The following is a 22,605-nucleotide window of genomic DNA, read 5'->3' on the forward strand; positions in this document are numbered from 1 at the left end:
ATGCTCAAGAACGATCGCCTGTTGCGTGCACTGAACCGTCAGCCCGTCGACCGCACCCCCGTGTGGCTGATGCGCCAGGCCGGCCGGTATCTGCCCGAATACCGCGCCACCCGCGCGCGCGCCGGCAGCTTTTTAGGCATGGCCAAGAACCCCGAGATCGCCTGCGAAGTGACGCTGCAGCCGCTGCAACGCTTCCCGCTGGACGCGGCGATTCTGTTTTCCGACATCCTGACCATCCCCGATGCGATGGGCCTGGAGCTGTACTTCGTCGAAGGCGAAGGCCCCAAGTTCCGCCATCCGGTGCGCGATGCCGCAGCAATCCATCGGCTGGGCGTGCCGGACATGGAAACCGATCTGCGTTACGTGATGGATGCGGTGCGTTTGATCCGTCGCGAGCTGGATGGTGCGGTGCCGCTGATCGGTTTCTCCGGCAGCCCGTGGACGCTGGCCTGCTACATGATCGAAGGCGGCGGCAGCAAGGAATACGCGCGCATCAAGGCGATGGCCTTCAACGCGCCGGAGGTGCTGCATCACCTGCTCAGCACCGTCACCGATGCCGTGATCGCCTATCTGTCCGCACAACGCGCGGCCGGTGCGCAGGCGCTGCAGGTGTTCGACACCTGGGGCGGCGTGTTGTCGCCGGCGATGTACCGCGAGTTCTCGCTGCCCTACCTCACCCGCATCGCACGTGAGCTGGAGCGTGGCGACGGTGCCGAGCGCACCCCGCTGGTGTTGTTCGGCAAGGGCAACGGCGCCTACGTGAGCGAACTGGCCGCCAGCGGCGCCGAAGCGGTGGGCGTGGACTGGACCATCTCGCTGGCCGACGCCGCACAGCGCGCCGGCGGCCGCGTCGCCCTGCAGGGCAACCTGGACCCGGCCACCCTGTACGGCTCGCCCGAGGCGATCCGCGCCGAAGTCGGCAAGACCCTGGACAGCTACGCCCAAGGCAACGGCGGCTCGCGCGAAGGCCACGTCTTCAACCTCGGCCACGGCATGTCGCCGGACATGAATCCCGAACATGTTGGGGTGTTGGTGGAAGCGGTGCAAACGCTGAGCAAGCGCTGATCCAGGCGCAATCGACAGCGCGCGAGTAGCGCTGTCGATGGCTCGCTCAGAAGCCGATCAGTCAACCAGACGCCGCTCTCTTTCCTACAGCCACCGGCAACAACCGGTGGTGCTTGCATGCGTACCGGCGTGGGACCTTATGCGGCATGGGATGCTGCAGAAGAGCCTACAGAGATGTACTTGCGGCGTGTCCCACGCCGGCACGCGTGCAAGCACCCTTAGTAACCGAGCATTTCGCACAAAACCGGCAGACTTCATGTGCGCGGTCGATCGGAGCGCGGTGCCGTATCCGGTGTCGGGACACGCCGTGAATCCGTCCGTGGAGGCTCGGTGGCGGCATCCATGCCGCCACACGGTCCTGCAAGCGGTAAGGCCATCGCGCCTGCCAACATTGTCGTGGACTGACGGGAACCACAAAGCCGGCCGCACCCGCCTTACAGTGAACGTGGTCGGTTCTGTCAGCGACACTAAACGCAGACCCGCTTACTCGAAACTGCCCACCGAATCGTGCGCCAGATTGTCGAAACGGGTGTATTCGCCGAAGAATTTGAGCTTGCACGAGCCGGTAGGACCACCGCGGTGCTTGCCGATGATGATCTCGGCCAGGCCCTTGTCCGGCGAGTTTTCCTTGTTGTAGTAATCGTCGCGGTAGATGAACACGATCATGTCGGCGTCCTGCTCGATTGCGCCGGATTCGCGCAAGTCGGCCATCACCGGGCGCTTGTCGGTACGCGTTTCCAGCGAGCGATTGAGCTGCGACAACGCAATCACCGGCACGTTGAGTTCCTTGGCCAGTCCCTTCAGACCACGCGAAATCTCCGAAATTTCGGTCGCGCGGTTTTCGCTGTTGCCCGGCACCGACATCAGCTGCAGATAGTCGATGACGATCAGGCCCAGATCGTGTTCGCGCTTGAGCCGGCGGCACTTGGAGCGCAGCACTTCCGGCGACACGCCCGGCGTGTCGTCGATGAAGATCTTGGTTTCCTTCAGCATCTTGATCGCACCGGTCACGCGCGCCCAATCCTCGTCTTCCAGCGCACCGGTACGCAGGCGTTGCGCGTTGATGCGGCCATTGGAGGAGATCAAGCGCATCGCCAACTGCGAGGCCGACATTTCCATCGAAAACACCGCAACGCCCTTCTTGGACTTGATCGCAGCGTATTCGGCAATGTTCAGCGCCAGCGTGGTCTTGCCCATCGCCGGACGCGCGGCCAGGATGATCAGATCGGTCGGCTGCAGCCCGGCGGTCATCGCATCGAAATCGGTGTAACCGGTCGGCAGGCCGGTGATGTTGCCGCCGTTTTCGAAACGGTTACGCAGCTCTTCGAAGGCGTCCTTCAACGCGCCCGGCATCGCCACGAAGTCGGTACGCCCGCGCGCGCCGGCTTCGGCGATCTTGAACACCGCTTTTTCCGCCGATGCCAGCAGCTCCACACTCTCGCGGCCTTCCGGCTGGAAGCCATCGTTGACGATGGTGGTGCCGACCTCGATCAACTGCCGCAGCACCGCCTTGTCGCGCACGATTTCGGCATAGGCGGCGATGTTGGCCGCCGACGGCGTGGTGCTGGCCAGCTCGATCAGATAGGCGCCATCGGCCACCTGCTCCAGCTTGCCTTGCGACTCGAACCATTCGCCCAGCGTCACCGCATCGAACGGGCGGTCTTTCTCGTTCAATTCGCGAATCGCGCGGTAGATCAGCCGGTGGTCGCGGCGGTAGAAATCGTTGTCGGTGAGCTGGTCGTTGACCCGGTCGAACGCCTCCGGCGCCAGCATCAACCCGCCAAGCACAGCCTGCTCGGCCTCGACCGAATGCGGCGGCACACGCAGCTGGTCCAGCCGCGGCTCGGGACGATCGTAATCGTCGTCGTCGCGATCACGATTGCGTTTGGAACGGAAACCAGGACGAGCGGACATGGACAAACAGACCTGACGCTAGGGAGACGAGGGCAGGAAGCATAGTCATCGATGGCGTCGACGACCATGCACAACTCTGTGGATAACCGGTGCACAGCCGGTGCATCACGTTCTACGCGCCGGCTGTCGCAGCAGCCGCGACCCTTGCCCGGCCTGCGCTTTGGCCGCGTGAGCGGCCCGCCCGGCGCAGTGCGTTAGGCGGACCACATCACCTGCGACTCAGCGCTTGAGCTGCGCGATCAAGCCCAGGAACGAGTCGATAAAGCCCTGCAGAAACGCGCGACTGTCGGCATTGGCAATCTGATCGTCGGCACCGAACAAACCTTCCTTGTACTGCAGGAACACTTCCGGCTGGCCGAGCACATGCATGTTCAGATACGACAGCACATTACGCAGATGCTGCTGCGCGGTCGCCGTACCGATCGCTCCGACCGAGATGCCGACCACCGCCGCCGGCTTGCCGGAAAACGCGCTATCGCCATACGGCCGCGAGCCGGTGTCGATGGCATTCTTGAGCACGCCGGGGATCGAGCGGTTGTATTCGGGGGTCACGAACAACACCGCGTCGGCGGCACGCACCTGCTGCTTGAAACGGGTGCCCTGAGCCGGGAAATCCGCATCGTTGTCCTGGTTGTACAGCGGAATATCGCCGATCTCCAGATACTCGAACACCGCCTTGTCGCCGGCCAGGTGCTCCAGCGCGCGCGCCAACTGGCGGTTGTAGGACGCTGCGCGCAGGCTGCCGACCAGGACGGCGATGGTGATCTTGCTCATGGGGGACGCTCCGTGGAAACAGGGCCCCACCCTACCCAGCGCGATGCTCAGAGCCGGTGAAGTGCCGCCCGGCACCGGGCGATCAACCGCAGCTGCACGCACACGGCGGCGTCTCAATCTGCAAGGCGTTAACGCCCCTACCCGGCCTGATGTCCGAGCGGCAGCTTCAAGCGTCAGAAACAACTCGGCAACGGCAGCGCGGTCTCGCACACCGCGCAACGATTGGTCGCCGCGCGCAAGATCAACACGTGACCAAGATCAGCGCGTCATCGCCGCCCGCTGCGCACGCCAGTGCGCCTGCCAGGCCTGGAACATCAGCACCGTCCATAGATGCGTATGCCATTTGCGCTCGCCGCGGTTGAAGTCGCGCCACAGCCCGGCCACGGTGTCGGCAGCAAACACACCTTCGCGCTCCAGCGTGCCGTGCGCCAGCAGATCGTCGGCCCAGCCGTTCAGATCGCCGCGCAGCCACGCGCTGACAGGCGCGCCAAAGCCGCGCTTGCCGCGGTAGACCATCGGGTCGGGCAGGTAGCGGCACAGCACGCGCTTGAGCAGGTACTTGCTGACCCCGTCGCGGTACTTCAACGACAGCGGCAGCGACCAGGCGAACTCGGCCACGCGCCAGTCCAGCAACGGCGCGCGCGCTTCCAGGCCCACCGCCATGGTGGTGCGGTCCACCTTGCACAGCAGATCGTCGGGCAGATAGGCGGCGAAGTCGGCCAGCATCATCGCGTCGGCCGGGGTGCCGGAGCCATGCAGCGGGTCGGCCAGGCTGTAGAAACTGTCGGGTTCGGTCGCGCCCAGCACCACCGCGGCCGGGTCGCGCCAACGCGAAATGCGATTGCGATAAATATCCCCGATGCCGCGTGCGCCGGCTTCGGCTACCAGCGCGGCCAGACCACCGGTGCGCGAGGATTCGCCATTGCGACGCGCCGCCAACGCCATCAGCTTTCGCAGCGGGCCCGGCACCAACCCGTGCATCCGCCAATTGCGCAGCGCACGCTGGTAGCGGCCGTAGCCGAAGAACAATTCGTCGCCGCCGTCACCGGACAGCGCCACCGTCACCCCGCCACGCGCCAGTCGTGCGACCAGCGCGGTGGGCACCTGCGAGGCATCGGCAAACGGCTCGTCGAACATGTCCGGCAAGCTCGGCACCACCGCCAGTGCGTCGGCACCGCTGACGTAGAGCTCGGTGTGGTCGGTGTGCAGATGCGTGGCCACTTCGCGCGCCAGCGGCGCCTCGTCGTGATGCGAGCCTTCGAATCCGATGCTGAAGGTGTGCACCGGCTGGCTGCTCTGCGCCTGCATCATCGCGGTGACGATCGACGAATCGGTGCCGCCGGACAGGAACACACCCACCGGCACATCCGCCACCATGCGCAGCGCCACCGCATCGCGCAGCACCGCATCGAGTTGTTCTTCGGCCTGCGCGTCGCTGCCGGTGAACGGCGCAGCCAGGGCGCGCTGCATCGCCTCGCGCGCGTTCCAGAACGGTTGCTGCGCCTGATCGGGGCGATGCGCTGCCGCGCCAGCCGCCACCGCCTGCGCATCCAGCCGCAGCACCCGGCCTGGCATCAGCTTGAAGGTGCGCTCATGGATGCAGGCCGGCGCCGGGATGTAACCCAGCCGCAGCAGCAAGGTCAGCGCATCGCGGTCCACGCCGTTGTCGAAATCCGGGTGCTGCCACAACGCCTTGAGCTCGGAACCGAACACCAGCGTGTCGCCGGCCCAGCCGTAGTACAGCGGCTTCTTGCCGACGCGGTCGCGCGCCAGCGACAGGCAGGTATCGCGTTCGTCCCACAGCGCGAGTGCGAACATGCCGTTGCAGCGGGTCAGGGTGTCGTCCAGGCCCCACTCCACCACCGCAGCCAACAGCACTTCGGTATCGGAGTGGCCACGGAAACGATGCCCGAGCGCCGACAAGGCCGCGCGCAGCTGGGCGAAGTTGTAGATCTCGCCGTTGTAGGCCAGCACATAACGGCCGTCGGCCGAGCGCATCGGCTGATGGCCGAGCGGCGACAGATCCAGAATGCTCAGCCGCTGATGCGCCAGCGCCACGCCCGCCTGCGCATCGCACCAGGTGCCGGCATCGTCGGGGCCGCGATGGCGCAAGGCCGCGCCCATCGGCCGCACCAGCGCGTCGAGTTGTTCGCCATGCAGGCGCGGCGACGCCAGCAGCAGTCCTGCCAATCCGCACATCGTCAGCGCTCCTGCAGGCGGCGCGTGAGGCGCATGCCGCTCATGCGCTCACCGAGGTGAACGCAGGCGCCGGCATCGCGATGAAACCAGGCAAGGCCTGCACGCGCTGCAGCCATGCGCCGATCGCCGGCCAGCGTTCCAGATCGAAGCCGCCGTCTTCGGCGCAATGGGTGTACGCGAACAGCGCGATGTCGGCGATGCCGTACTCGCCGCCGGTAAACCAGGCGTGTTGCTGCAAATGCTGCTCCATCACCGCCAGCGCCTGCTCGCCACGTGCGCGCAACTGCGGCAGTTCGGCGCGACGCGACGCATCGCGCGGCGTCCACAGACTGATGAATCGCGCCACCGCCACGTACGGCTCATGGCTGTACTGCTCGAAGAACATCCAGCTCAATGCCTGCGCGCGTTGCCACGCATCGGTGGGCAGGTAGGGCGTGCCTTCGGCCAGCCAGAACAGGATCGCGTTGGACTCGGTCAGCACGCGGCCGTCGTCGCGTTCCACCATCGGCACCTTGCCGTTGGGATTTTTGGCCAGATACTCCGGCGTGCGGGTTTCGCCCGCGGCGCTGTCGACCTCGACCCAGTGATAGCGGCTGCCCAGTTGCTCCAGCAACAGCCGCACCTTGTAGCAGTTGCCGGAACTGGACATGCCATGGACGGTCAACGGGGGACGCACGGTCGACATCAAGCTGGCTCCGCGGCAATAATGAGGGGGCTGGCAGTGTCACAGCCCGGCGCATCTTTGCAAAGCCCTGCCGGATTGCGCGACACAGCCGCACAACGGTTACCTGGACCAATGCATCTACTGGCAGGCGCGCCAGCGCTGACGAGTACGCAACGCAGACCATGCCGACACGTCCGCAGTGTGACCAGGGCATCCGATTGCCGCATGCCGAAGCCGCAGACGGCTCGGCACACCGCCGTCGCCACCACGGGAGCAGGCGCAACGTGTCAGTACATCGCCACCAGGGCCACCGGTACACCCAGCACCGCGATCAATACGCCCAGCACCGACAGCGTCAACGCCAGCGCGCCGAATGCGCGTGCGCGCCCGCAGCCGGCCACACCCGCCACCGCCTGGGTCGCGGACACCGACCACCACAGCACGCCCAGCATCAGCAACAGCGCGCACATCGCCAGCTGCGCCACGCCGGCCGGATCGCTTGCACCGGTGTGCAGCAACGCCACATTGCCGGCGAGTGCGACCAACGCCGCCAGCAGGCAGACCAGCCACGGCAAGGCGCAGCCCAGCACGGCCGGTAACAACCGCCCGACCTGCGCCACGCACCCCATCCAGCGCAGCACCTGCCTGAGCAACACGCAGCTCAGCACAGCGATCGCCACCACCGCCACGACACCCAGCGCCTTGGCCCACCACGGCAAGGCATGCAGCCCCATCCAGGCCGACAACAGCGTGGCCAGCGCAAACACGCTCCAGGCGCTCCAGCGCAAACCGGCCTGCTGGGGCATGCGCTGCGCGGTGGCGTATGGATCGAACACCATCCCGCCCAGGCCACCTCCGCGCCACCACACCAGGCACGCCAGCAGCAACACGATCAACACCAGCAGCCCTGCCGCCGGGTAGCTCAGCGCACTCCAGTCGGCCTCAGGCCTGCGCCGCTGCGGCTTGAAATCGTGATTGAAGTACAGCAGGTCGCGCGCACGCTCCATGTCGGCCCCTGCACGCGCCACGCCATCGGCGGGAATGCGGTCGGTGAACCGCTGCCACTCGCCCACGATGACGATGCGCCCATCGTGCATGGAGACCGTGCGCGAGAACCGGAACCACGGGTTGGCGACGATCTGCTCTTCCGGTTTCACCCGTATCACCGGATCGGTCTGCACCCGTACTGTCTGCCGCGCCAGTTGCGGCCCGCCCAGCGCCAATGGCCGCTTGCGCGCCTGTTTCGGCAAGGCATCCATCCACTCGCCGAGTTGAAACAGCGGGAAGCCGACCTCGTCGCCCTCCTCTGCCGGCCATTCCAGGCGATAGGTTTCGTGCGTGCGCACATCGAGCGCATCGGCATCGTCGATGCTGGGCACCCCGACCTGCGTCAGCGCGGTGTAGTACTTCTGCATGAATTCCAGATAGTGCTCACCAACCGTTTCTGCGCCATGGTCTTCGAAGCTGGCAGACACGCGATCGCCGCGGCCTTGGCGATAACGCGTGTCCACGGTAAAGCTCACCACGCGCTGCGGTTTGTGCAGTGAGATCACCACCTCCTCGTTCACTTCGATCTGCGGCAGCGTCGGCATCGGCGATGGCACTGCGACCAATCCGCTCTGCCCGGCCAGCACCGGCAACCCGCGCACGAACGGCAATGGCCGGCGCTGGGCCAGCGCGCCGTCTTCGCGATCGCGCGTGGCATCCACCCAGACCTCGCCCTGCGGCAGATGCGCGCGCACCACCACATGATCGAACGCGTAAGGACTGGGCAGCCGTGCATCCAGGCCATGACCCTGGTCGCTGTTGACCAGCACCGGTTCGGCGCGAATGCCTGCCAGTTGCAGCAGCGCGATCAACAGCGTCGCCTTGTCCTTGCAGTCGCCATAGCGATTGCGCAGCGTCACTTCCGGTGCGTGCGGGGCATGCGAGTTCTCGCCCATGTCCAGGCCGACGTAGCGGATCTCGCCCTGCACGAACGCCACCGCACGCAACAACGCACCCTGCGGGTCGTCGCTGCGCAGTTGCAGACTGCGCACCATGCTGGCGGCAACCTGCGCATCCTTGAACGCGCGCGGATACAGCTGCGCCGCCCATGCCGCCACCGCTTCCCAATTGCCGGCGGTGGAGAGTTCGATCAAGCCGTAGGCATCGACATCGTCCGGCGCGTCTTTTTCTTCCTGCACGGCGGCGATATTGCGTGCGGCGATCTCCAACGTGCTCACATCACCGGCGCGGCTGACGTTACGGCTGAAGCCCGGCGCGCTCACCCGCCACTGCAACGGCATGGCGGCGGGATACCGCACGCGCACGCGGCGCTCGCCCAGCGCCACGCCATAGCGCGCCTCGAACACGTCGTAATAGCCCTTTCCGAACACCGGATTGCTGCCGGTGGTGGTCACGGCATAGTCGACGCGGTCGCCGACGCGCAGGTCCGGCAAGGTGATCGACAGCGTCAGCGCGCCATCGATCAAGCCTTGTTCCAGCCCGCTCTCGCGACGCAACTTGGCGTAGTGCGCGCGGCTGCGCATGTCGATGCGCTTGCCGTCGCGCCAGACATCCAGGCTATTGAGTTCCAGGCGCTGGTATTGCGGCTGGTAATCGATGGAAATCTGCCCGGCTTCGTCCAGGCTTTTGGCGCGCTGCACGCTATAGCTGAGCCGGCGATACGCCTGCGGCGCGGCGCCGGTCAGATCGATCTGATCGGACACCAGCTCATAGCGCATACCGTTGGCGCCAGGCACCTTGTCGGGCACTGCATCGGCCACCACCCAGGCCGGCGGCGGCGCCATGTTTGGCGCCTCGTTGGCCTGCACCGGCGCGACCATCGCGATTGCAGCGATCACACACAGCATCCAGAACACGCCTCGCAGGCGCCGCCTCACATCCTTGCTGATCAACATCCACTCCTTGTCAGAACGCATTGAGTCCGGTCAGCGCACGCCCCACCACCAACTGATGCACGGTTTCGGTGCCCTCGTAGGTGATCACCGATTCCAGGTTCAGCGCATGCCGGATCGCCACATGCTCGGTGGTGATGCCGGCCGCACCCAGCAGATCGCGGCACTCGCGTGCCACGTCCAGCGCCATGCGGCAATTATTCCATTTTGCCAGCGAGATCTGTTCCGGCCGCAGCGTACCGGCTTCTTTCAGCCGCCCCAGCTGCAGCGCCAGCAATTGTGCGGTGGAAATCCGCCGGGCCATGTCGGCCAGTTTGATCTGCGCGCTTTGCGTGGCCGCCAGCGGCCGGCCGAACAGAATGCGCTGCCCGCTATAAGCCAGCGCCTCGCGCAGGCAGGCCACCGCCGCACCGATCGCCCCCCAGGCGATGCCGTAGCGCGCCTGATTGAGGCAACCCAGCGGCGCCTTCAAACCGGCCGCGTTCGGCAGCCGCATCTGCTCCGGCACGAACACGTTGTCCAGGAACAGGCCCGAGGTCACCGACGCGCGCAGGCTCATCTTGTGGGCGATGTCCTGCGCACTGAAACCGGCGCTACTGGTCTCGACCAGAAAGCCGCACACGCCATCGTCGGTATGCGCCCAGATAATCGCAAGGCCAGCGATGCTGCCGTTGGTGATCCACATCTTGGACCCGTTCAAGCGCCAGCCATCGCCCTCGCGCACCGCACGGGTGGTCATCGCCGCCGGGTCCGAGCCGCCCTGCGCTTCGCTCAATCCGAAGCAGCCGATCAAACGGCCCGCCGCCATCTCCGGCAACCAGCGTTGCCGCTGTTCGTCGCTGCCGTAGGCATGGATCGGATACATGCACAGCGACGATTGCACGCTGACGAAACTGCGCAGGCCGCTGTCGCCGCGCTCCAGTTCCTGGCAGATCAGCCCGTAGGCCACCGCACCCAGACCGGCGCCACCATCGCGCACTGGCAGGCTGGCGCCCAGCAATCCCAGCTCTGCCAGTTCCGGCACCCATTCGCTGGGGAAGCGTCCCGCATCGAAGGCATCGCCGATCGCCGGCAACACCCGTGTGTCGGTGAAGCGGGCCACCGCGTCCTGCACCGCACGCTCCTCATCGGTCAGCAGCGCGCGTACATCGAACAGATCATCAGGGCGCACCGGCATGCTGGCTTCCACCACAGGAGAAGCGGCGATTATCTGCCAGTTGCCGGCCGAACATTGCATCTCCTTACTCAGCGCGTCCGCCTGCATGCGCTGGTCGCAGGCAGTACCTGAAAACGAAAAGAGCCGGCAATGCCGGCTCTTTTCTTGCTATCGCAGCGATCCTGGGCGGATGACTGCCAGCGATTTACTGCCGCGTGCTGCCCGCATCCACACGAACGCCCCTGTCGCCGGCCGTCGAAGCGGTCTGGGTCACCAGCTGACCGTCGACCACCGGCAGACGATCGCTGGCCGGCTTGTCGTTCATGCGCACTGTCTTCTCGAAACCGTCGTAGCGGTAGGTCACGTCGTAGGCCACCACGTTGTCGGCATCGCCCAGCGAGATGCGCTCGCCCGGCTTGCTGTCCATGCGCATGGTGCCGGTGGTGCCATCGGCGTTGCGGTAGGTCACGTCATAGCCGACCACACGCGAGGACTGCGAGTTGGCGTTTTCGGTATGGCACTGGCGCTCGGTGCGGTCCACCACGCGGCCGCCGACATGGTTGCGGTCCACACGATTGCCGACCATGCCGCCACCGACTGCACCGGCCACCGTGGCCAGCTTGCGGCCATTGCCGCCGCCGACCTGGTTACCCAGCAGGCCGCCGATCACCGCGCCGGCGACGGTGCCGCCGACATTGCCATCACGCTCGGGCAGGCGTTCCTGCACCACCACGTCGCGGCAGACTTCGCGCGGCGAGGAGCTGGTGGTGGTTTCGCGGATGGCGGCGCTGTTGACGACCTGCGCGTACTGCGGCTCGCGCTCGGTGATCGGGGCGACCTTGACCACGTCGGCGTACTCCAGACCACGCGGTGCCGGCTCGCCGTTGGCGACGAAATCGCCGGACGACGGGCGATTGTTCATGAAGGCGGCCGTGGCCACGCCTCCGACCAGCAACGCACCAGCAGCGACCAGTATAGTTGTCGTATTGCTCTTCATGATCCAGCTCCGTGCGGACACGCCGCGTTGTTGACGGCGTGATTCCAGCACGTGAACCCTGAACGAAAACGCCCTCGCTCATGAATGCCGTCGTTAAGTTCAGCTAGCGGTTACTTCATGCACTTCTAACAGCCGGAGCATTCGCATGCGAAATCCCCTGACCTCGCGCGCCCTGGACTGGGCCAGCAAGCTGCGCTACCCCACCTTGTTCAAGCTGGCGGCGGCGCTGTTTTTGGTGGACCTGGTGATCCCGGACCCGATCCCGTTCCTGGACGAACTGCTGTTCGGCCTGACCACGCTGCTGCTGGCCAACTGGAAAACGCGCAAGGCGCCGCTGCCCGCCCCAGTCCGCCGCGATTGATGCAGCTGGTCGATAGCCACTGCCATCTGGATGCCGGCGAGTTCGACCACGATCGCGCCGCCGTGATCGCACGCGCGCAGGCCGCCGGTGTCGGGCAGCAGGTGATCCCGGCGATCACCGCCGCCAGTTGGCCGGAACTGCGCACCGTCTGCACCCAGGCACCGGGGCTGCACCCCGCCTATGGGCTGCATCCGATCTTTCTGGATCAGCATCGTCCCGAGCATCTGGAGCTGCTGGCCGAGTGGATCGAGCGCGAGCGCCCCTGCGCCATCGGCGAGTGCGGGCTGGATTTCTATCTGGACGGCCTGGATGCGCAGCTGCAGCGCGATTACTTCGAAGGCCAATTGCAGTTGGCCAAGCGCTTCGACCTGCCGCTGATCGTGCATGCGCGCCGCGCCACCGAAGAAGTCATCGCCCGCATCAAGGCGGTCGGCGGCTTGCGCGGCGTGGTGCACAGCTTTGCCGGCAGCCCCGAACAGGCGCAGCAGCTGTGGAAGCTGGATTTCATGATCGGCCTGGGCGGCCCGGTGACCTACCCGCGCGCCAACCGCCTGCGCGGCTTGGCCGCGACGATGCCGCTGCAGTACCTGCTGCTGGAAACCGATGCGCCGGATCAGCCCGACGCCGGCATCCGCGGCCAACGCAACGAGCCGGCATACCTGCGCACGGTGCTGGCCTGCATCGCGCAGCTACGCGGCGAGCCGGAAGAGCGCATTGCCGCGCAGACCAGCGCCAACGCGCGGCGGCTGTTCGGATTGCCTGGCCTAGCTTTGCCCGGCTGATGCCGGCGCGCTGCCGAAGCGCGCCATGCACAAACGTTACGAACTTGCAGCCACCTCGGCGGCCGGCGACGCAGCGGCGGCAACCACCTTCGGCTTGAGCAACATCTCCAACGCCTTGCCCACTGCTACAAACGCGAAGGTGCCGGTGATATGCGTGGCGGCGCCCAGCCCTGCCCCGCAATCCAGCTTGAGCGTGGCATCGGCATCCAGTTGCGGGCGGATGCCGCACACGCTGCCGTCGGCCTGCGGATACTTGACGTTCTCCAGCGAGTACACCGCCGGCACGCCGAAGTAACGCTGCGGATTCTTCGGGAAATTGAACTCGCTGCGCAACTTCTTGCGGATCAGCGCCAGCATCGCATCGTGCTCGGTGCGCGAGACATCGCGCACACGCACCAGCGTGGGGTCGGTGCGCCCACCAGCGGCGCCCACCGTGAGCAAGGGCAACTTGCGCCGGCGGCACCAGGCGATGGTTTCCACTTTCACCCGGAAGCTGTCGCAGGCATCGATCACCAGATCGAAGTCATCGCCAAGCAGGCTTTCGATATTGCCGGCGGTGAGAAACGACTCCACCGCATCGGCGGCGATCTCCGGATTGATCGCCACACAGCGCTCGGCCATCGCGCGCGCCTTGTTGCGTCCGTATTGCCCGGCCAATGCCGGCAATTGCCGATTGGTGTTGGACACGCACAGGTCGTCGGCATCGATCAGGCGGATGTGCCCGACGCCGGTACGCGCCAGCGCCTCCACCACCCACGAGCCCACGCCACCCATCCCGACCACCGCCACACGGCAGGCCGACAGCCGCTCCACCGTGCCGACTCCGTACAGCCGGTCGATACCGGCAAAGCGTTCACGCCATTGTGCTTTCATCGGCCTATTTTACGCGCGCCGCTCAACAAGCGCTTGCTTACCCCGCGCCTTCACCGGCGCCTTCAGTGGAGCCACCATGTCCGCCACACCCCCTCACCAATCACGTGCGTCTCGCTACGCGTTCATGCTGATCCTGGGCTTGTTGATCGGCCTGGTCTGCAGCGTGATGGTGGCGCGCGCGCTGCAGGCCAGGCGCAACCCGGTGCCGGACAGCCTGATGCAGGTGATGGCCTACCAACTGCGCTCTTTACAACCCGGTGCCGGCGAGGTGTGCAACCCGACGCAACAGCAAGCACGACTGCAATCGCTACGTCTGCTTGCAGACGAACTGGAACCCGCATTTGCAGACATCGGCGAAGACCGCCGCTTTGGCGAGCATGCGCAGGCGCTGCGTGCCGCGCTGGATCAGGCGCAGCGCGCGCCATTGCACGATTGCGCCGCGATTGCTGCAGTCAAAACACCGCTGTCGGACACCTGCGACGCCTGCCACCGTGACTTTCGATGAAGAACGCGCTCGGGTTTCGTTAAGCCTGGAGCGATCCAGTTGGCAGACCGTTCACCTGGACCACCACAGGATGACGTCGCCGCGGCCCTGACCGCTTTTCGAACCACCCCGGAGAGATTTCATGAAGACCCGACTGCTCATCATTGGCCTGGCTGCAACCGCGACCCTGGTTGGCTGCGCCACCTCTCAACCTCAGTACGGCAGCTATCGCGGCGACCGCGGTTACGACCAGGGGCAGTCGCAGCAGGCGCGCTGCGTGGATTGCGGCATCGTGACCCGCATCGATGAAGTCGGCCCCACCCGCAGCGCGCCCACCGGCACCGGCGCAGTGCTCGGCGGCATCGTCGGCGCGGTGGCCGGCCGTCAGATCTCCAAGGAGACCGGTGGCAGCAAGGGCAACAAGAACGTCTCGGCCGTAGCCGGTGCCGCCGCTGGCGCGCTGGCAGGCAACGCGATCCAGAACAACGTCACCAGCGACAGCTTCGATGTGCAGGTGCGCATGGACGATGGGCGCGTCATCGTGGTGAACCAGCGCGACCTGGCCGGCGTACGCGAAAACGCCTATGTGCGCGTGGTCAACGGCAAGGTCGTGCTGCGCTGATTGGCTTACCCACTGAGTGACATGACAGAAAGGCCCGGCAACGGGCCTTTCTGCTGTTTGGATGGTGGCTCGAAGTGCTGCGCTGCACTCAGACCACCTGTACCGCATCGGCCTGCAGGCCCTTCTGTCCCTGCACGACGGTGAAGCTGACCTTCTGACCTTCCTTGAGACTCTTGAAACCCTGGATCTGGATCGCGCGGAAATGGACGAACACGTCCTCGCCGTTTTCGCGACTGATGAATCCAAAACCCTTGGCATCGTTGAACCACTTCACGACACCATTCTCGCGTTCGATGTTGGACATCTCGACTGACTCCCTACGACACTGTGGTGGACTGGCGGTGGTCGCTGTGATTGCAAGGAGGAGCCGAGGTACAAGGATGTAGCGGATCGGACGATCTACCGCATCAGGCCACGATTCACGGTGACCGTTGCAAACAGCAGCGCTGGCAACTTAACCCGCACAAAACGATTTTTCAAGAACCCCTTGCGCATTTTTGTCAAGCCTGAAACGAGATATTTCCAAACCATATGGACACCACCGTCGTTTATTACATCCTGGCCGGCGTGCTGGTGCTGATCGGCCTGGCCGGAGTCATCCTGCCGGCGCTACCGGGCCTGCCACTGGTGTTCGTGGGGTTGCTGGTGGCCGCCTGGGCCGATGACTTCGTCCACGTCGGCTGGGTCGCGCTGGTGATCCTGGGTCTGATCACCGCGCTGTCGTTCGCGATCGACTTTCTGGCCACCGTGTACGGCGCAAAGCGCGTCGGCGCCAGCAAGATGGCGTTGTGGGGATCGGTGATCGGCTCCGTCGTCGGCATCTTCTTCATGCCGATCGGCTTGTTTGTCGGTCCGTTTGCCGGCGCGTGGATCGGCGAATACTGGCAGACCCGCAAATCCGACCAGGCCACCAAGGTCGGCATCGGCACCTGGATCGGCATCATGCTGGGCACCGCGAGCAAGCTGGCGCTGGGTCTGTGCATGCTTGGCGTGTTTGCGATCGCCTGGTTTTTCTAGTCGCTCCAGCGACCACTGGCGTTGGTGGCGCCAGACGGCTGTTTGAGCTAGACGGCTGTTTCGATGTTGGCAGCGCGGGCAGGCATTGACCTGTCGCTGCCCCGCCGACATAGCCGCCTGATCGAATGTTATGCCGCCGTGTACACACCGCGTATGCAGGCGCGACCGTTAAGCTACAAACCTCTGCGCCTGCCTGGCGCCTTCATTCGGCCAGACTGCCCATGTCAAAGCACCGCACCCGTCCCTTGATGCTGATTGCGCTGGCGGCCGCGCCGCTGGCGCACGCGCAGGAAATCGCCGCAACCCCCGCCTCGCCGCAGGCCTGCACCTCCGTCACCTCGGATGCGGCGCGGCTGGCGTGCTACGACCAGGCGCTGGGCTACACGCCGCAGCTGACCGCAGAAGCCGACGCCGCCGCGCAACTGGCCAAGCAGAAAGAGGCCAAGCCACAGGACGAACGCGCCATCAGCCGCGTCGGCGATTTCTTCCGTGCCGATGGACAGGACCAACCCAAGGCCGAGGCGGTCGCCAATGCCGGCCGTGGCTCGCTGCTGGATCGCCGCTGGGAGCTGGCCAAGGATTCCAAGCTGGGCACGTTCCAGCTGCGCGGCTACAAGCCGGTGTATCTGTTGCCGGCGTTCTGGACCAGCGACTCCAACCGCACCCCGCAGTCGCCGAACCCGGCCAACTCGGTGTCCACCCCGCAGCAACTGGACAGCGCCGAGCTGAAGTTCCAGCTCAGCTTCAAGACCAAGGTGGTCGAAGATATGTTCGGCGACAACGGCGATATCTGGATGGGCTACACCCAGAGCTCGCGTTGGCAGGCCTACAACACCGATGCCTCGCGCCCGTTCCGCGAAACCAACTACGAGCCGGAGGCGATGTTGGTGTTCCGCAACAACTACAGCCTGTTCGGCTGGAAGGGCCGCATGAGCGGCATCAGCATCAATCACATGTCCAACGGCCGCGAGGACCCGCTGTCGCGTTCCTGGAACCGGGTGATCCTCAACATCGGTCTGGATCGCGAGAATTGGGCACTGACGCTGCGCCCGTGGTTCCGCATCAAGGAAGACCGCGCCGACGACAACAATCCCGATATCGAGGATTACATGGGCCGCGGCGACGCGACCCTGGTCTACAACAAGGACGGCCACGAGTTCGCATTGATCGCACGGCATTCGCTGCGTGGCGGCGACCGCTCGCACGGCTCGGTGCAGCTGGACTACGGCTTCCCGATCACCAACCTGCTGCGCGGCCATGTGCAGGTGTTCGACGGCTATGGCGAAAGCCTGATCGACTACAACCACAAGGCGACCTATATCGGCCTGGGTGTGTCGTTGCTGGAGTGGTTCTAACCGCGTGCCGTTTCACTGGCCGGCGCATTGCCGGCCAGTCCTAGCGCCAACGTTTGATCGGAGCTGGCGTGCTCGTCGCAAAACGCTTGCGGCCGAGCACGCGTACTGGGAGCATGGATGTACGCACTCCGTGCACGGCCAACCAGGCCGCCCCGTCGACAGGACGTCCCATGGCTCGCCCGCACCACCGCTCCTTCTTCGCCCATGCCTCTGCGCTGCTGGGCGTGCTCAGTCTGATGGGTGTGGTGTGTTTCCACTTTCCCGATCTGTTGACCAGCCGCGAGTTCCGCGCCGCCTATAACGAGCAGTTCGCACGCCATCTCCTGCTGGTCGGGCTGGTTGCCGCGTTCCTGCTGGGTACCTTCACCATTCTGCGCGACCGCAACAAGCGCATTGCGATGGTTGGTGTGGGCAGCGCAACGTTGGCGGTGTTGTTCGGTGGCACCAACGTGCAGTTCGATACGATCGGGCGCACGCCCTATTCGCTTGGCCTGGACTGGTTTGTGATTTCGCTGTTCTTCTCGGCACTGGTGTTCGTGCCGCTGGAACGCTATCTGGGCAAGCGCCGCATTTCGCCGTTACGTCCGGGCTGGCGCACCGATATCGGCTATTTCTTCATGAGCCATGTGCTGGTGCAGTTCATCCTGATTCTGGTCACCGCCTCCACGTCGAGTATCGCCGGGCTGGCCGCGTTTCCAGCGCTGAAAGCGGCAATCCAGTCCCTGCCGGTGTGGGGACAGTTTCTGATTGCGGTATTCGTCGCCGACATGGCGCAGGCATCGCTGCATCGGGCATATCACAATATTCCCTGGCTCTGGCGCTTCCACGCGGTGCATCACTCCAGCCGCGAGATGGATTGGTTGGCCGGGTCGCGCATCCATTTTGTGGAAATCGTGCTGACCCGCAGTGCGGTGCTGCTGCCGCTGTTGATTCTCGGTTTTTCGACCCCGGCGGTGAATGCGTACGTGATTCTGGTCGGCCTGCAGGCGGTGCTCGCACATTCCAACCTCGGCCTGCGTTTTGGCTGGCTGGAATACGTGCTGGTCTTGCCGCGTTATCACCACTGGCATCATGCGCGCCAGCAGGACTATATCGACGTCAACTACGCCATCCATCTGCCCTTGGTGGACATGTTGATGGGCACGTTCAAGCTGCCGCCGAGCCGCGATGCGTGGCCGCAGGAATATGGCGTCATGAAACTGGAAACGGTGCCCAAGGGGCTGATGCGCCAGCACCTGATGCCATTCCGTCGGCGCAAGACGTTCGACGATTATGTGGACTAAAACTCGAAATACGGTTTGCGTTGGAGTGTTTGTCCAGCGCGGATAATCATGTGCAGAACGGCTGATCTGCCACTTGGCTGCAGGGCCCTTGCCCGCCCACCATCGCGGGACACGCCGCAAGTACGTCCGTGTAGGCTCTTACGCGGCATCCATGCCGCGTAAGGTCCCGCGATGGTGGGCGGGCAAAGACCAGTCTGGATGGTCGGTGTGCATGGTTGCTAGCAGTGCATGCGGCGCGGCTGTCCGATGAGCTGCGGTTTGATCAGCGCCTTTCGATCTGATCGATGTTGCGACCATTCCAGACATCACTCCATTCGGTCAACGAACGCGACACGTTGCCGTCATCGATACAGTGTGCGGGAGGTTGTGTCAGAGCTGACGACCGCGCTGCACCGCACATATGAAAACAGCGCAGGAGATCATCCTGCGCTGTCATTGCCCGAACCACTGCAATAACCATCAGACGTCGAAGAAATCCACCTTGCCGTCTTTCAGGGTGTAATACGCGCCGACAACGCGGACATTGCCTGCGCGCAGCGGTTCCAGCAGTGCCGGCTCGGAAGCGGCACGCAGGCGGTCGACGGTGCGCTTGACGTTGGCCTTGACCGAGTCGGCCAGCAGGTCAGCGCCGCCCTTGCTCTTGGCAGTCAGCACGGCGGGGACGATCGGCTCGATCATCGAGCCGATCGCGCCGGGGAAGAACGCGCCCTGCTCCACCACCGACACCGCGGCGGCAACCGCGCCGCAACTCTCGTGGCCCATCACCACCACCAGCGGCACGCCAAGCTGGCTCACCGCATATTCGATCGAACCCAATGCAGTGGTATCGACGGTGTTGCCGGCGTTGCGAACGATGAACATCTCGCCAAGGCCGCGACCGAACAGCAGTTCCGGCGGCACGCGCGAATCCGAGCACGACACCAGGATCACGAACGGAGTCTGGCCCAGCGCCAGTTCCAGCCGGCGCTTGCCGTCGGAGATCACCTTCTTGGGACGGTTCTCGACAAACGCAGCGTTGCCGTCACGCAGGGTCTGCAACGCCTGCTCGGCGTCTAGATCGGTTTTCTTCGACGGCGCGGCGCGCACAGCGAATGGTAGTGACGCGGCTGCGGCCGCGACCGGCGCGCAACAGGCGCATTGCAGCAATTTTCGACGGGATGCGGAATGCGACATGGACGAGCCCCTGCTCTCTGGTTGGTGTCGCGATCGTACTACGCGGCAAGCGCGGCGGAACGCTTTGAAGCGCGCTGATGGACGCCGCTCAACGCCTGCTGCGGCTGGAGATTCAGGTCCAGTCCGTTAGACCCTCGCGGCGATAGGTTTCCTGAAACGCCGGCCGGGCTTTCATTCGCTGCGCATGCGCGTGCAGCGCCGGCCAGGTATCGCTGGGCCGGGGCATATTGCGCGACCAGCGCATCATCATGGTCAGCATGAAATCGGCTGCCGACAACGTCTGGCCAAGCAGATACGGACCATTGGCTTGCAGGTGCGCATCGACCTGGGTCCAGGCCGCTTCGAGTTTTTGCTGTGCCTTCGCCTGCGCCGCATCGCTGTGCGCAGCGCCCGCCGGCTCGCTCGGGTAGAACCAGGCGCGATACGCCGGCTGCAAGGTGTTGGCACAGAAGAACATCCACCTGTAGTAGTGCGCACGCGCAGGCGTGCCGACCGGCGGTGCCAGCCCGGCCTGCGGATACAGGTCGGCCAGATGCAGCACGATTGCTGCAGCTTCGGTCAACACCTGGCCCTCCAGCACCAGCGTCGGCACCACGCCGGCTGGATTGAGTGCCAGATATTCAGGCGATTTCTGCTCGGCGCGATCGAAATCCAGCGGATGCAGCACATGCGGCACATCCAGTTCGATCAGCAGCCAATGTACGACCAGGGCTGCGGTGCTGGGGGAATGATAAAGCGTTGTGGTCATACGGATTCCTGAAGTCAGTTGGTGCAGGCGCGCAAGCAGGCGAGCTTGCGTGGTTCACAGCGATTGTCGTCGCTCTGTTGGCTGCAATCGAAGACCTGCGCGAGGCAGTTGGCCCGCTGTGCCGGATTCTGCACGTCATCGCAGCGTTTTCCGCGCGGCGCCACCGAGGCGCTGCAACTGCTCTCGCTGGGCCGATCGGCGCGGCATTGCCTGGCACTCTGATTGCACTGCGCGATGCAACGGTCCGACGCTGCGGGCCCGCTGAATCGTGTGGAGGGCTCGCTTGGCCTGAGTGGCTTTTTTTCTTCAAACGGCACCGGCGCGGCCGGTTTTGGCGCGTAGTTGCCGGAAGGAAACAGCACAGTCGGTGCTGTCTTCTGTTGCGCTGCCACACCCTGGCTGAGGCAGACCAACAACGCGATGCAGATAAGTCGGAGCATTCCTGTTCTCCTGGGACCGGTCAGTACGCCGAGCATATCGGGTTGTCGCTCGGCGTTGCCTGGCCGCGTGGTCGATCCGGCAGGCCGTCTTCATCCCGATAGACAGACACCGGCTGATGACGGGGACCTAAGCGTATTAACTTGTTTGCGGGACGCGGCGACGCAGTGCAGTTGCGTCGCCGCTCTAGGCCAGGCTTATTCCACCACCACCGGAATCTTGCCGATGCGCGACTGCCACAAACGCGGCCCGGTCTTGTGCACCGACTCGCCGGTGGAATCCACAGCAACCGTGACCGGCATGTCCTTGACCTCGAATTCGTAGATCGCTTCCATGCCCAGATCTTCGAACGCCAGCACGCGCGCGGCCTTGATCGCCTTGGACACCAGATATGCCGAGCCGCCGACTGCCATCAGATAGACGGCCTTGTTGTCGCGGATCGCATCGATCGCCGCATCGCCGCGCTCGGACTTGCCGACCATGCCGAGCAGGCCGGTTTGTTCCAGCATCTGGCGGGTGAACTTGTCCATGCGGGTGGCAGTGGTCGGGCCGGCCGGGCCGACCACTTCGTCGCGCACCGGGTCGACCGGGCCGACGTAGTAGATGAAGCGGTTGGTGAAATCGACCGGCAAGGTTTCGCCCTTGTTGAGCATGTCGATCATGCGCTTGTGCGCGGCGTCGCGGCCGGTCAGCAGCTTGCCGTTGAGCAGCACCACTTCGCCTGGCTTGAAGCTGGCGACTTCCTCGCGGGTGATGGTGTCCAGGTTGACCCGGCGCGCGTTGGTCGGGTTGTAGGTGAGCTTGGGCCAGTCTTCCAGCGACGGCGGATCCAGCATCACCGGGCCGCTGCCGTCCAGGGTGAAGTGCGCGTGGCGGGTGGCGGCGCAGTTGGGAATCAGCGCCACCGGCAGGTTGGCGGCGTGGGTCGGGTAATCCTTGACCTTGATGTCCAGCACCGTGGTCAGGCCGCCCAGGCCCTGCGCGCCGATGCCGAGCGCGTTGACCTTTTCGTACAGCTCCAGCCGCAGTTCTTCGGCGCGATTGGAGGCACCGCGCGCCTGCAGATCGACGATGTCGATCGGCTCCATCAACGCTTCTTTGGCCAGCAGCATGGCCTTTTCGGCGGTGCCGCCGATGCCGATGCCGAGCATGCCCGGCGGGCACCAGCCGGCGCCCATGGTCGGCACGGTCTTGAGCACCCAGTCGACGATGGAGTCGGACGGATTGAGCATGGCGAACTTGCTCTTGGCCTCCGAGCCGCCGCCCTTGGCCGCGACGATCACCTCGACATGGTGGCCGGGCACAATCTTGGTGTTGACCACCGCAGGCGTGTTGTCCTTGGTGTTCTGCCGCGTGCCGGCCGGGTCGGCCAGCACGCTGGCGCGCAGCTTGTTGTCGGGGTGGTTGTAGGCGCGGCGCACGCCTTCGTTGACCATGTCTTCCACACCCATGGTGGCGTCGTCCCAGCGCACCTGCATGCCGATTTCCAGGAACACGGTAACGATGCCGGTGTCCTGGCAGATCGGGCGATGGCCTTCGGCGCACATGCGCGAGTTGATCAGGATCTGCGCGATGGCGTCCTTGGCGGCCGGCGACTCTTCGCGCTCGTAAGCGGCGGACAGATTCTTGATGTAGTCGACCGGGTGGTAATAGCTGATGTACTGCAGCGCGTCGGCGACGGACTGGATGAGGTCTTCCTGCTTGATCGAGGTCACGGCTGGCTCTACGGCTGGCGGGGGCAATCCGGGCATTTTAGTCCAAACTTCCAGCGCGTCCTGCGGCCGCGTCAATGGCTGCGAT

Annotated in this window: 21 protein-coding genes; 8 read left to right on the top strand and 13 right to left on the bottom strand. The window is 64.9% G+C overall.

The window, feature by feature from the left end; genetic code table 11:
- Nucleotides 1–1,065 carry a uroporphyrinogen decarboxylase gene (gene hemE / locus XcyCFBP4188_RS14025; protein ID WP_006449080.1) on the top strand — a complete coding sequence of 355 codons (1,065 nt, stop codon included), beginning with the start codon at nt 1–3 and terminating at the stop codon, nt 1,063–1,065.
- A gap of 483 nt (nt 1,066–1,548) precedes the next feature.
- Here hemE and XcyCFBP4188_RS14030 read toward each other — a convergent pair whose 3' ends face one another.
- The 7 genes from XcyCFBP4188_RS14030 to XcyCFBP4188_RS14060 all read right to left on the bottom strand — a co-directional run bounded on the left by XcyCFBP4188_RS14030 (nt 1,549) and on the right by XcyCFBP4188_RS14060 (nt 11,669).
- The gene (locus XcyCFBP4188_RS14030) at nt 1,549–2,979 is read right to left on the bottom strand and encodes a replicative DNA helicase (protein ID WP_006451927.1); all 1,431 of its coding nucleotides are present in this window, start codon (nt 2,977–2,979) and stop codon (nt 1,549–1,551) included.
- A gap of 219 nt (nt 2,980–3,198) precedes the next feature.
- On the bottom strand, nt 3,199–3,753 hold the full coding sequence (locus XcyCFBP4188_RS14035; protein ID WP_006451926.1) for an NADPH-dependent FMN reductase: 555 nt from the start codon (nt 3,751–3,753) through the stop codon (nt 3,199–3,201).
- Between the two features lie 258 nt (nt 3,754–4,011).
- Nucleotides 4,012–5,952: an asparagine synthase (glutamine-hydrolyzing) gene (asnB, locus tag XcyCFBP4188_RS14040; RefSeq protein WP_006451925.1), complete on the bottom strand. Its 1,941-nt coding sequence runs from the start codon at nt 5,950–5,952 to the stop codon at nt 4,012–4,014.
- Nucleotides 5,953–5,992: 40 nt separating this feature from the next.
- Complete coding sequence (locus XcyCFBP4188_RS14045; RefSeq protein ID WP_043910040.1) at nt 5,993–6,637, bottom strand: glutathione S-transferase family protein; 645 nt, start codon at nt 6,635–6,637, stop codon at nt 5,993–5,995.
- A 266-nt stretch (nt 6,638–6,903) separates the two neighbouring features.
- On the bottom strand, nt 6,904–9,471 hold the full coding sequence (locus tag XcyCFBP4188_RS14050) for a DUF3857 domain-containing transglutaminase family protein (protein WP_104592338.1): 2,568 nt from the start codon (nt 9,469–9,471) through the stop codon (nt 6,904–6,906).
- Between the two features lie 58 nt (nt 9,472–9,529).
- Nucleotides 9,530–10,705, bottom strand: a complete 1,176-nt coding sequence (locus XcyCFBP4188_RS14055; protein WP_174555976.1) for an acyl-CoA dehydrogenase family protein — start codon at nt 10,703–10,705, stop codon at nt 9,530–9,532.
- A gap of 172 nt (nt 10,706–10,877) precedes the next feature.
- A complete protein-coding gene (locus XcyCFBP4188_RS14060; RefSeq protein ID WP_006451921.1) occupies nt 10,878–11,669 on the bottom strand; it encodes a glycine zipper 2TM domain-containing protein in 792 nt (263 codons plus the stop codon).
- 145 nt (nt 11,670–11,814) lie between these two features.
- Here XcyCFBP4188_RS14060 and XcyCFBP4188_RS14065 point away from each other — a divergent pair, with 145 nt between their 5' ends.
- Together XcyCFBP4188_RS14065 and XcyCFBP4188_RS14070 are read left to right on the top strand one after the other, a co-directional pair.
- Nucleotides 11,815–12,030, top strand: a complete 216-nt coding sequence (locus XcyCFBP4188_RS14065; RefSeq protein ID WP_006451920.1) for a DUF6116 family protein — start codon at nt 11,815–11,817, stop codon at nt 12,028–12,030.
- Nucleotides 12,030–12,812 carry a TatD family hydrolase gene (locus XcyCFBP4188_RS14070; protein WP_006451919.1) on the top strand — a complete coding sequence of 261 codons (783 nt, stop codon included), beginning with the start codon at nt 12,030–12,032 and terminating at the stop codon, nt 12,810–12,812. Before XcyCFBP4188_RS14065 ends, XcyCFBP4188_RS14070 begins: the two co-directional genes overlap by 1 nt.
- A gap of 36 nt (nt 12,813–12,848) precedes the next feature.
- On the opposite strand, the gene XcyCFBP4188_RS14075 is transcribed toward XcyCFBP4188_RS14070, so the two are convergent.
- Nucleotides 12,849–13,685, bottom strand: coding sequence for a tRNA threonylcarbamoyladenosine dehydratase (locus XcyCFBP4188_RS14075; RefSeq protein WP_006451918.1), 837 nt, complete (start codon nt 13,683–13,685; stop codon nt 12,849–12,851).
- A 76-nt stretch (nt 13,686–13,761) separates the two neighbouring features.
- Between XcyCFBP4188_RS14075 and XcyCFBP4188_RS14080 the strand changes: the two genes are divergently transcribed.
- Together XcyCFBP4188_RS14080 and XcyCFBP4188_RS14085 are read left to right on the top strand one after the other, a co-directional pair.
- Entirely contained in the window at nt 13,762–14,190 is a 429-nt protein-coding gene (locus tag XcyCFBP4188_RS14080; protein ID WP_043910037.1) for a hypothetical protein, read from the top strand.
- A 121-nt stretch (nt 14,191–14,311) separates the two neighbouring features.
- Nucleotides 14,312–14,791: an outer membrane lipoprotein gene (locus XcyCFBP4188_RS14085; RefSeq protein ID WP_104592329.1), complete on the top strand. Its 480-nt coding sequence runs from the start codon at nt 14,312–14,314 to the stop codon at nt 14,789–14,791.
- Nucleotides 14,792–14,879: 88 nt separating this feature from the next.
- Here XcyCFBP4188_RS14085 and XcyCFBP4188_RS14090 read toward each other — a convergent pair whose 3' ends face one another.
- Entirely contained in the window at nt 14,880–15,095 is a 216-nt protein-coding gene (locus XcyCFBP4188_RS14090; RefSeq protein ID WP_003483561.1) for a cold-shock protein, read from the bottom strand.
- Between the two features lie 227 nt (nt 15,096–15,322).
- On the opposite strand from XcyCFBP4188_RS14090, the gene XcyCFBP4188_RS14095 reads away from it, so the two are divergent.
- The 3 genes from XcyCFBP4188_RS14095 (at nt 15,323) to XcyCFBP4188_RS14105 (ending at nt 18,446) form a co-directional block, all read left to right on the top strand.
- A complete protein-coding gene (locus XcyCFBP4188_RS14095) occupies nt 15,323–15,808 on the top strand; it encodes a DUF456 domain-containing protein (protein WP_006451915.1) in 486 nt (161 codons plus the stop codon).
- A 221-nt stretch (nt 15,809–16,029) separates the two neighbouring features.
- Nucleotides 16,030–17,163, top strand: coding sequence for a phospholipase A (locus XcyCFBP4188_RS14100; protein ID WP_043910034.1), 1,134 nt, complete (start codon nt 16,030–16,032; stop codon nt 17,161–17,163).
- A gap of 170 nt (nt 17,164–17,333) precedes the next feature.
- Entirely contained in the window at nt 17,334–18,446 is a 1,113-nt protein-coding gene (locus XcyCFBP4188_RS14105) for a sterol desaturase family protein (RefSeq protein WP_104592330.1), read from the top strand.
- Nucleotides 18,447–18,905: 459 nt separating this feature from the next.
- On the opposite strand, the gene XcyCFBP4188_RS14110 is transcribed toward XcyCFBP4188_RS14105, so the two are convergent.
- From XcyCFBP4188_RS14110 to XcyCFBP4188_RS14125, 4 genes are all read right to left on the bottom strand, one after another.
- Entirely contained in the window at nt 18,906–19,619 is a 714-nt protein-coding gene (locus XcyCFBP4188_RS14110) for a carbonic anhydrase (protein ID WP_172839264.1), read from the bottom strand.
- 112 nt (nt 19,620–19,731) lie between these two features.
- The gene (locus XcyCFBP4188_RS14115) at nt 19,732–20,367 is read right to left on the bottom strand and encodes a glutathione S-transferase family protein (RefSeq protein ID WP_006450878.1); all 636 of its coding nucleotides are present in this window, start codon (nt 20,365–20,367) and stop codon (nt 19,732–19,734) included.
- Nucleotides 20,368–20,381: 14 nt separating this feature from the next.
- Nucleotides 20,382–20,843 (bottom strand): hypothetical protein, encoded by a 462-nt coding sequence (locus XcyCFBP4188_RS14120; protein ID WP_225306883.1) that lies wholly within the window; start codon nt 20,841–20,843, stop codon nt 20,382–20,384.
- A 159-nt stretch (nt 20,844–21,002) separates the two neighbouring features.
- Nucleotides 21,003–22,520 (bottom strand): fumarate hydratase, encoded by a 1,518-nt coding sequence (locus XcyCFBP4188_RS14125; RefSeq protein WP_006450877.1) that lies wholly within the window; start codon nt 22,518–22,520, stop codon nt 21,003–21,005.
- Nucleotides 22,521–22,605 lie beyond the last annotated feature (85 nt).

The sequence above is a fragment of the Xanthomonas hortorum pv. cynarae genome (genome assembly GCF_002939985.1).
Classification (GTDB): domain Bacteria; phylum Pseudomonadota; class Gammaproteobacteria; order Xanthomonadales; family Xanthomonadaceae; genus Xanthomonas; species Xanthomonas hortorum_D.

Bases quoted from the DNA above. Each gene is read 5' to 3' on its own strand.
- XcyCFBP4188_RS14075 (WP_006451918.1), bottom strand. From the start codon at position 13,685: ATGAAAGCACAATGGCGTGAACGCTTTGCCGGTATCGACCGGCTGTAC.
- XcyCFBP4188_RS14060 (WP_006451921.1), bottom strand. From the start codon at position 11,669: ATGAAGAGCAATACGACAACTATACTGGTCGCTGCTGGTGCGTTGCTG.
- XcyCFBP4188_RS14120 (WP_225306883.1), bottom strand. From the start codon at position 20,843: ATGCTCGGCGTACTGACCGGTCCCAGGAGAACAGGAATGCTCCGACTT.
- XcyCFBP4188_RS14105 (WP_104592330.1), top strand. From the start codon at position 17,334: ATGGCTCGCCCGCACCACCGCTCCTTCTTCGCCCATGCCTCTGCGCTG.
- XcyCFBP4188_RS14030 (WP_006451927.1), bottom strand. From the start codon at position 2,979: ATGTCCGCTCGTCCTGGTTTCCGTTCCAAACGCAATCGTGATCGCGAC.
- hemE (WP_006449080.1), top strand. From the start codon at position 1: ATGCTCAAGAACGATCGCCTGTTGCGTGCACTGAACCGTCAGCCCGTC.
- XcyCFBP4188_RS14095 (WP_006451915.1), top strand. From the start codon at position 15,323: ATGGACACCACCGTCGTTTATTACATCCTGGCCGGCGTGCTGGTGCTG.
- XcyCFBP4188_RS14090 (WP_003483561.1), bottom strand. From the start codon at position 15,095: ATGTCCAACATCGAACGCGAGAATGGTGTCGTGAAGTGGTTCAACGAT.
- XcyCFBP4188_RS14085 (WP_104592329.1), top strand. From the start codon at position 14,312: ATGAAGACCCGACTGCTCATCATTGGCCTGGCTGCAACCGCGACCCTG.
- XcyCFBP4188_RS14050 (WP_104592338.1), bottom strand. From the start codon at position 9,471: ATGCTGTGTGTGATCGCTGCAATCGCGATGGTCGCGCCGGTGCAGGCC.
- XcyCFBP4188_RS14045 (WP_043910040.1), bottom strand. From the start codon at position 6,637: ATGTCGACCGTGCGTCCCCCGTTGACCGTCCATGGCATGTCCAGTTCC.
- XcyCFBP4188_RS14035 (WP_006451926.1), bottom strand. From the start codon at position 3,753: ATGAGCAAGATCACCATCGCCGTCCTGGTCGGCAGCCTGCGCGCAGCG.
- asnB (WP_006451925.1), bottom strand. From the start codon at position 5,952: ATGTGCGGATTGGCAGGACTGCTGCTGGCGTCGCCGCGCCTGCATGGC.
- XcyCFBP4188_RS14070 (WP_006451919.1), top strand. From the start codon at position 12,030: ATGCAGCTGGTCGATAGCCACTGCCATCTGGATGCCGGCGAGTTCGAC.
- XcyCFBP4188_RS14100 (WP_043910034.1), top strand. From the start codon at position 16,030: ATGTCAAAGCACCGCACCCGTCCCTTGATGCTGATTGCGCTGGCGGCC.
- XcyCFBP4188_RS14080 (WP_043910037.1), top strand. From the start codon at position 13,762: ATGTCCGCCACACCCCCTCACCAATCACGTGCGTCTCGCTACGCGTTC.
- XcyCFBP4188_RS14115 (WP_006450878.1), bottom strand. From the start codon at position 20,367: ATGACCACAACGCTTTATCATTCCCCCAGCACCGCAGCCCTGGTCGTA.
- XcyCFBP4188_RS14110 (WP_172839264.1), bottom strand. From the start codon at position 19,619: ATGTCGCATTCCGCATCCCGTCGAAAATTGCTGCAATGCGCCTGTTGC.
- XcyCFBP4188_RS14065 (WP_006451920.1), top strand. From the start codon at position 11,815: ATGCGAAATCCCCTGACCTCGCGCGCCCTGGACTGGGCCAGCAAGCTG.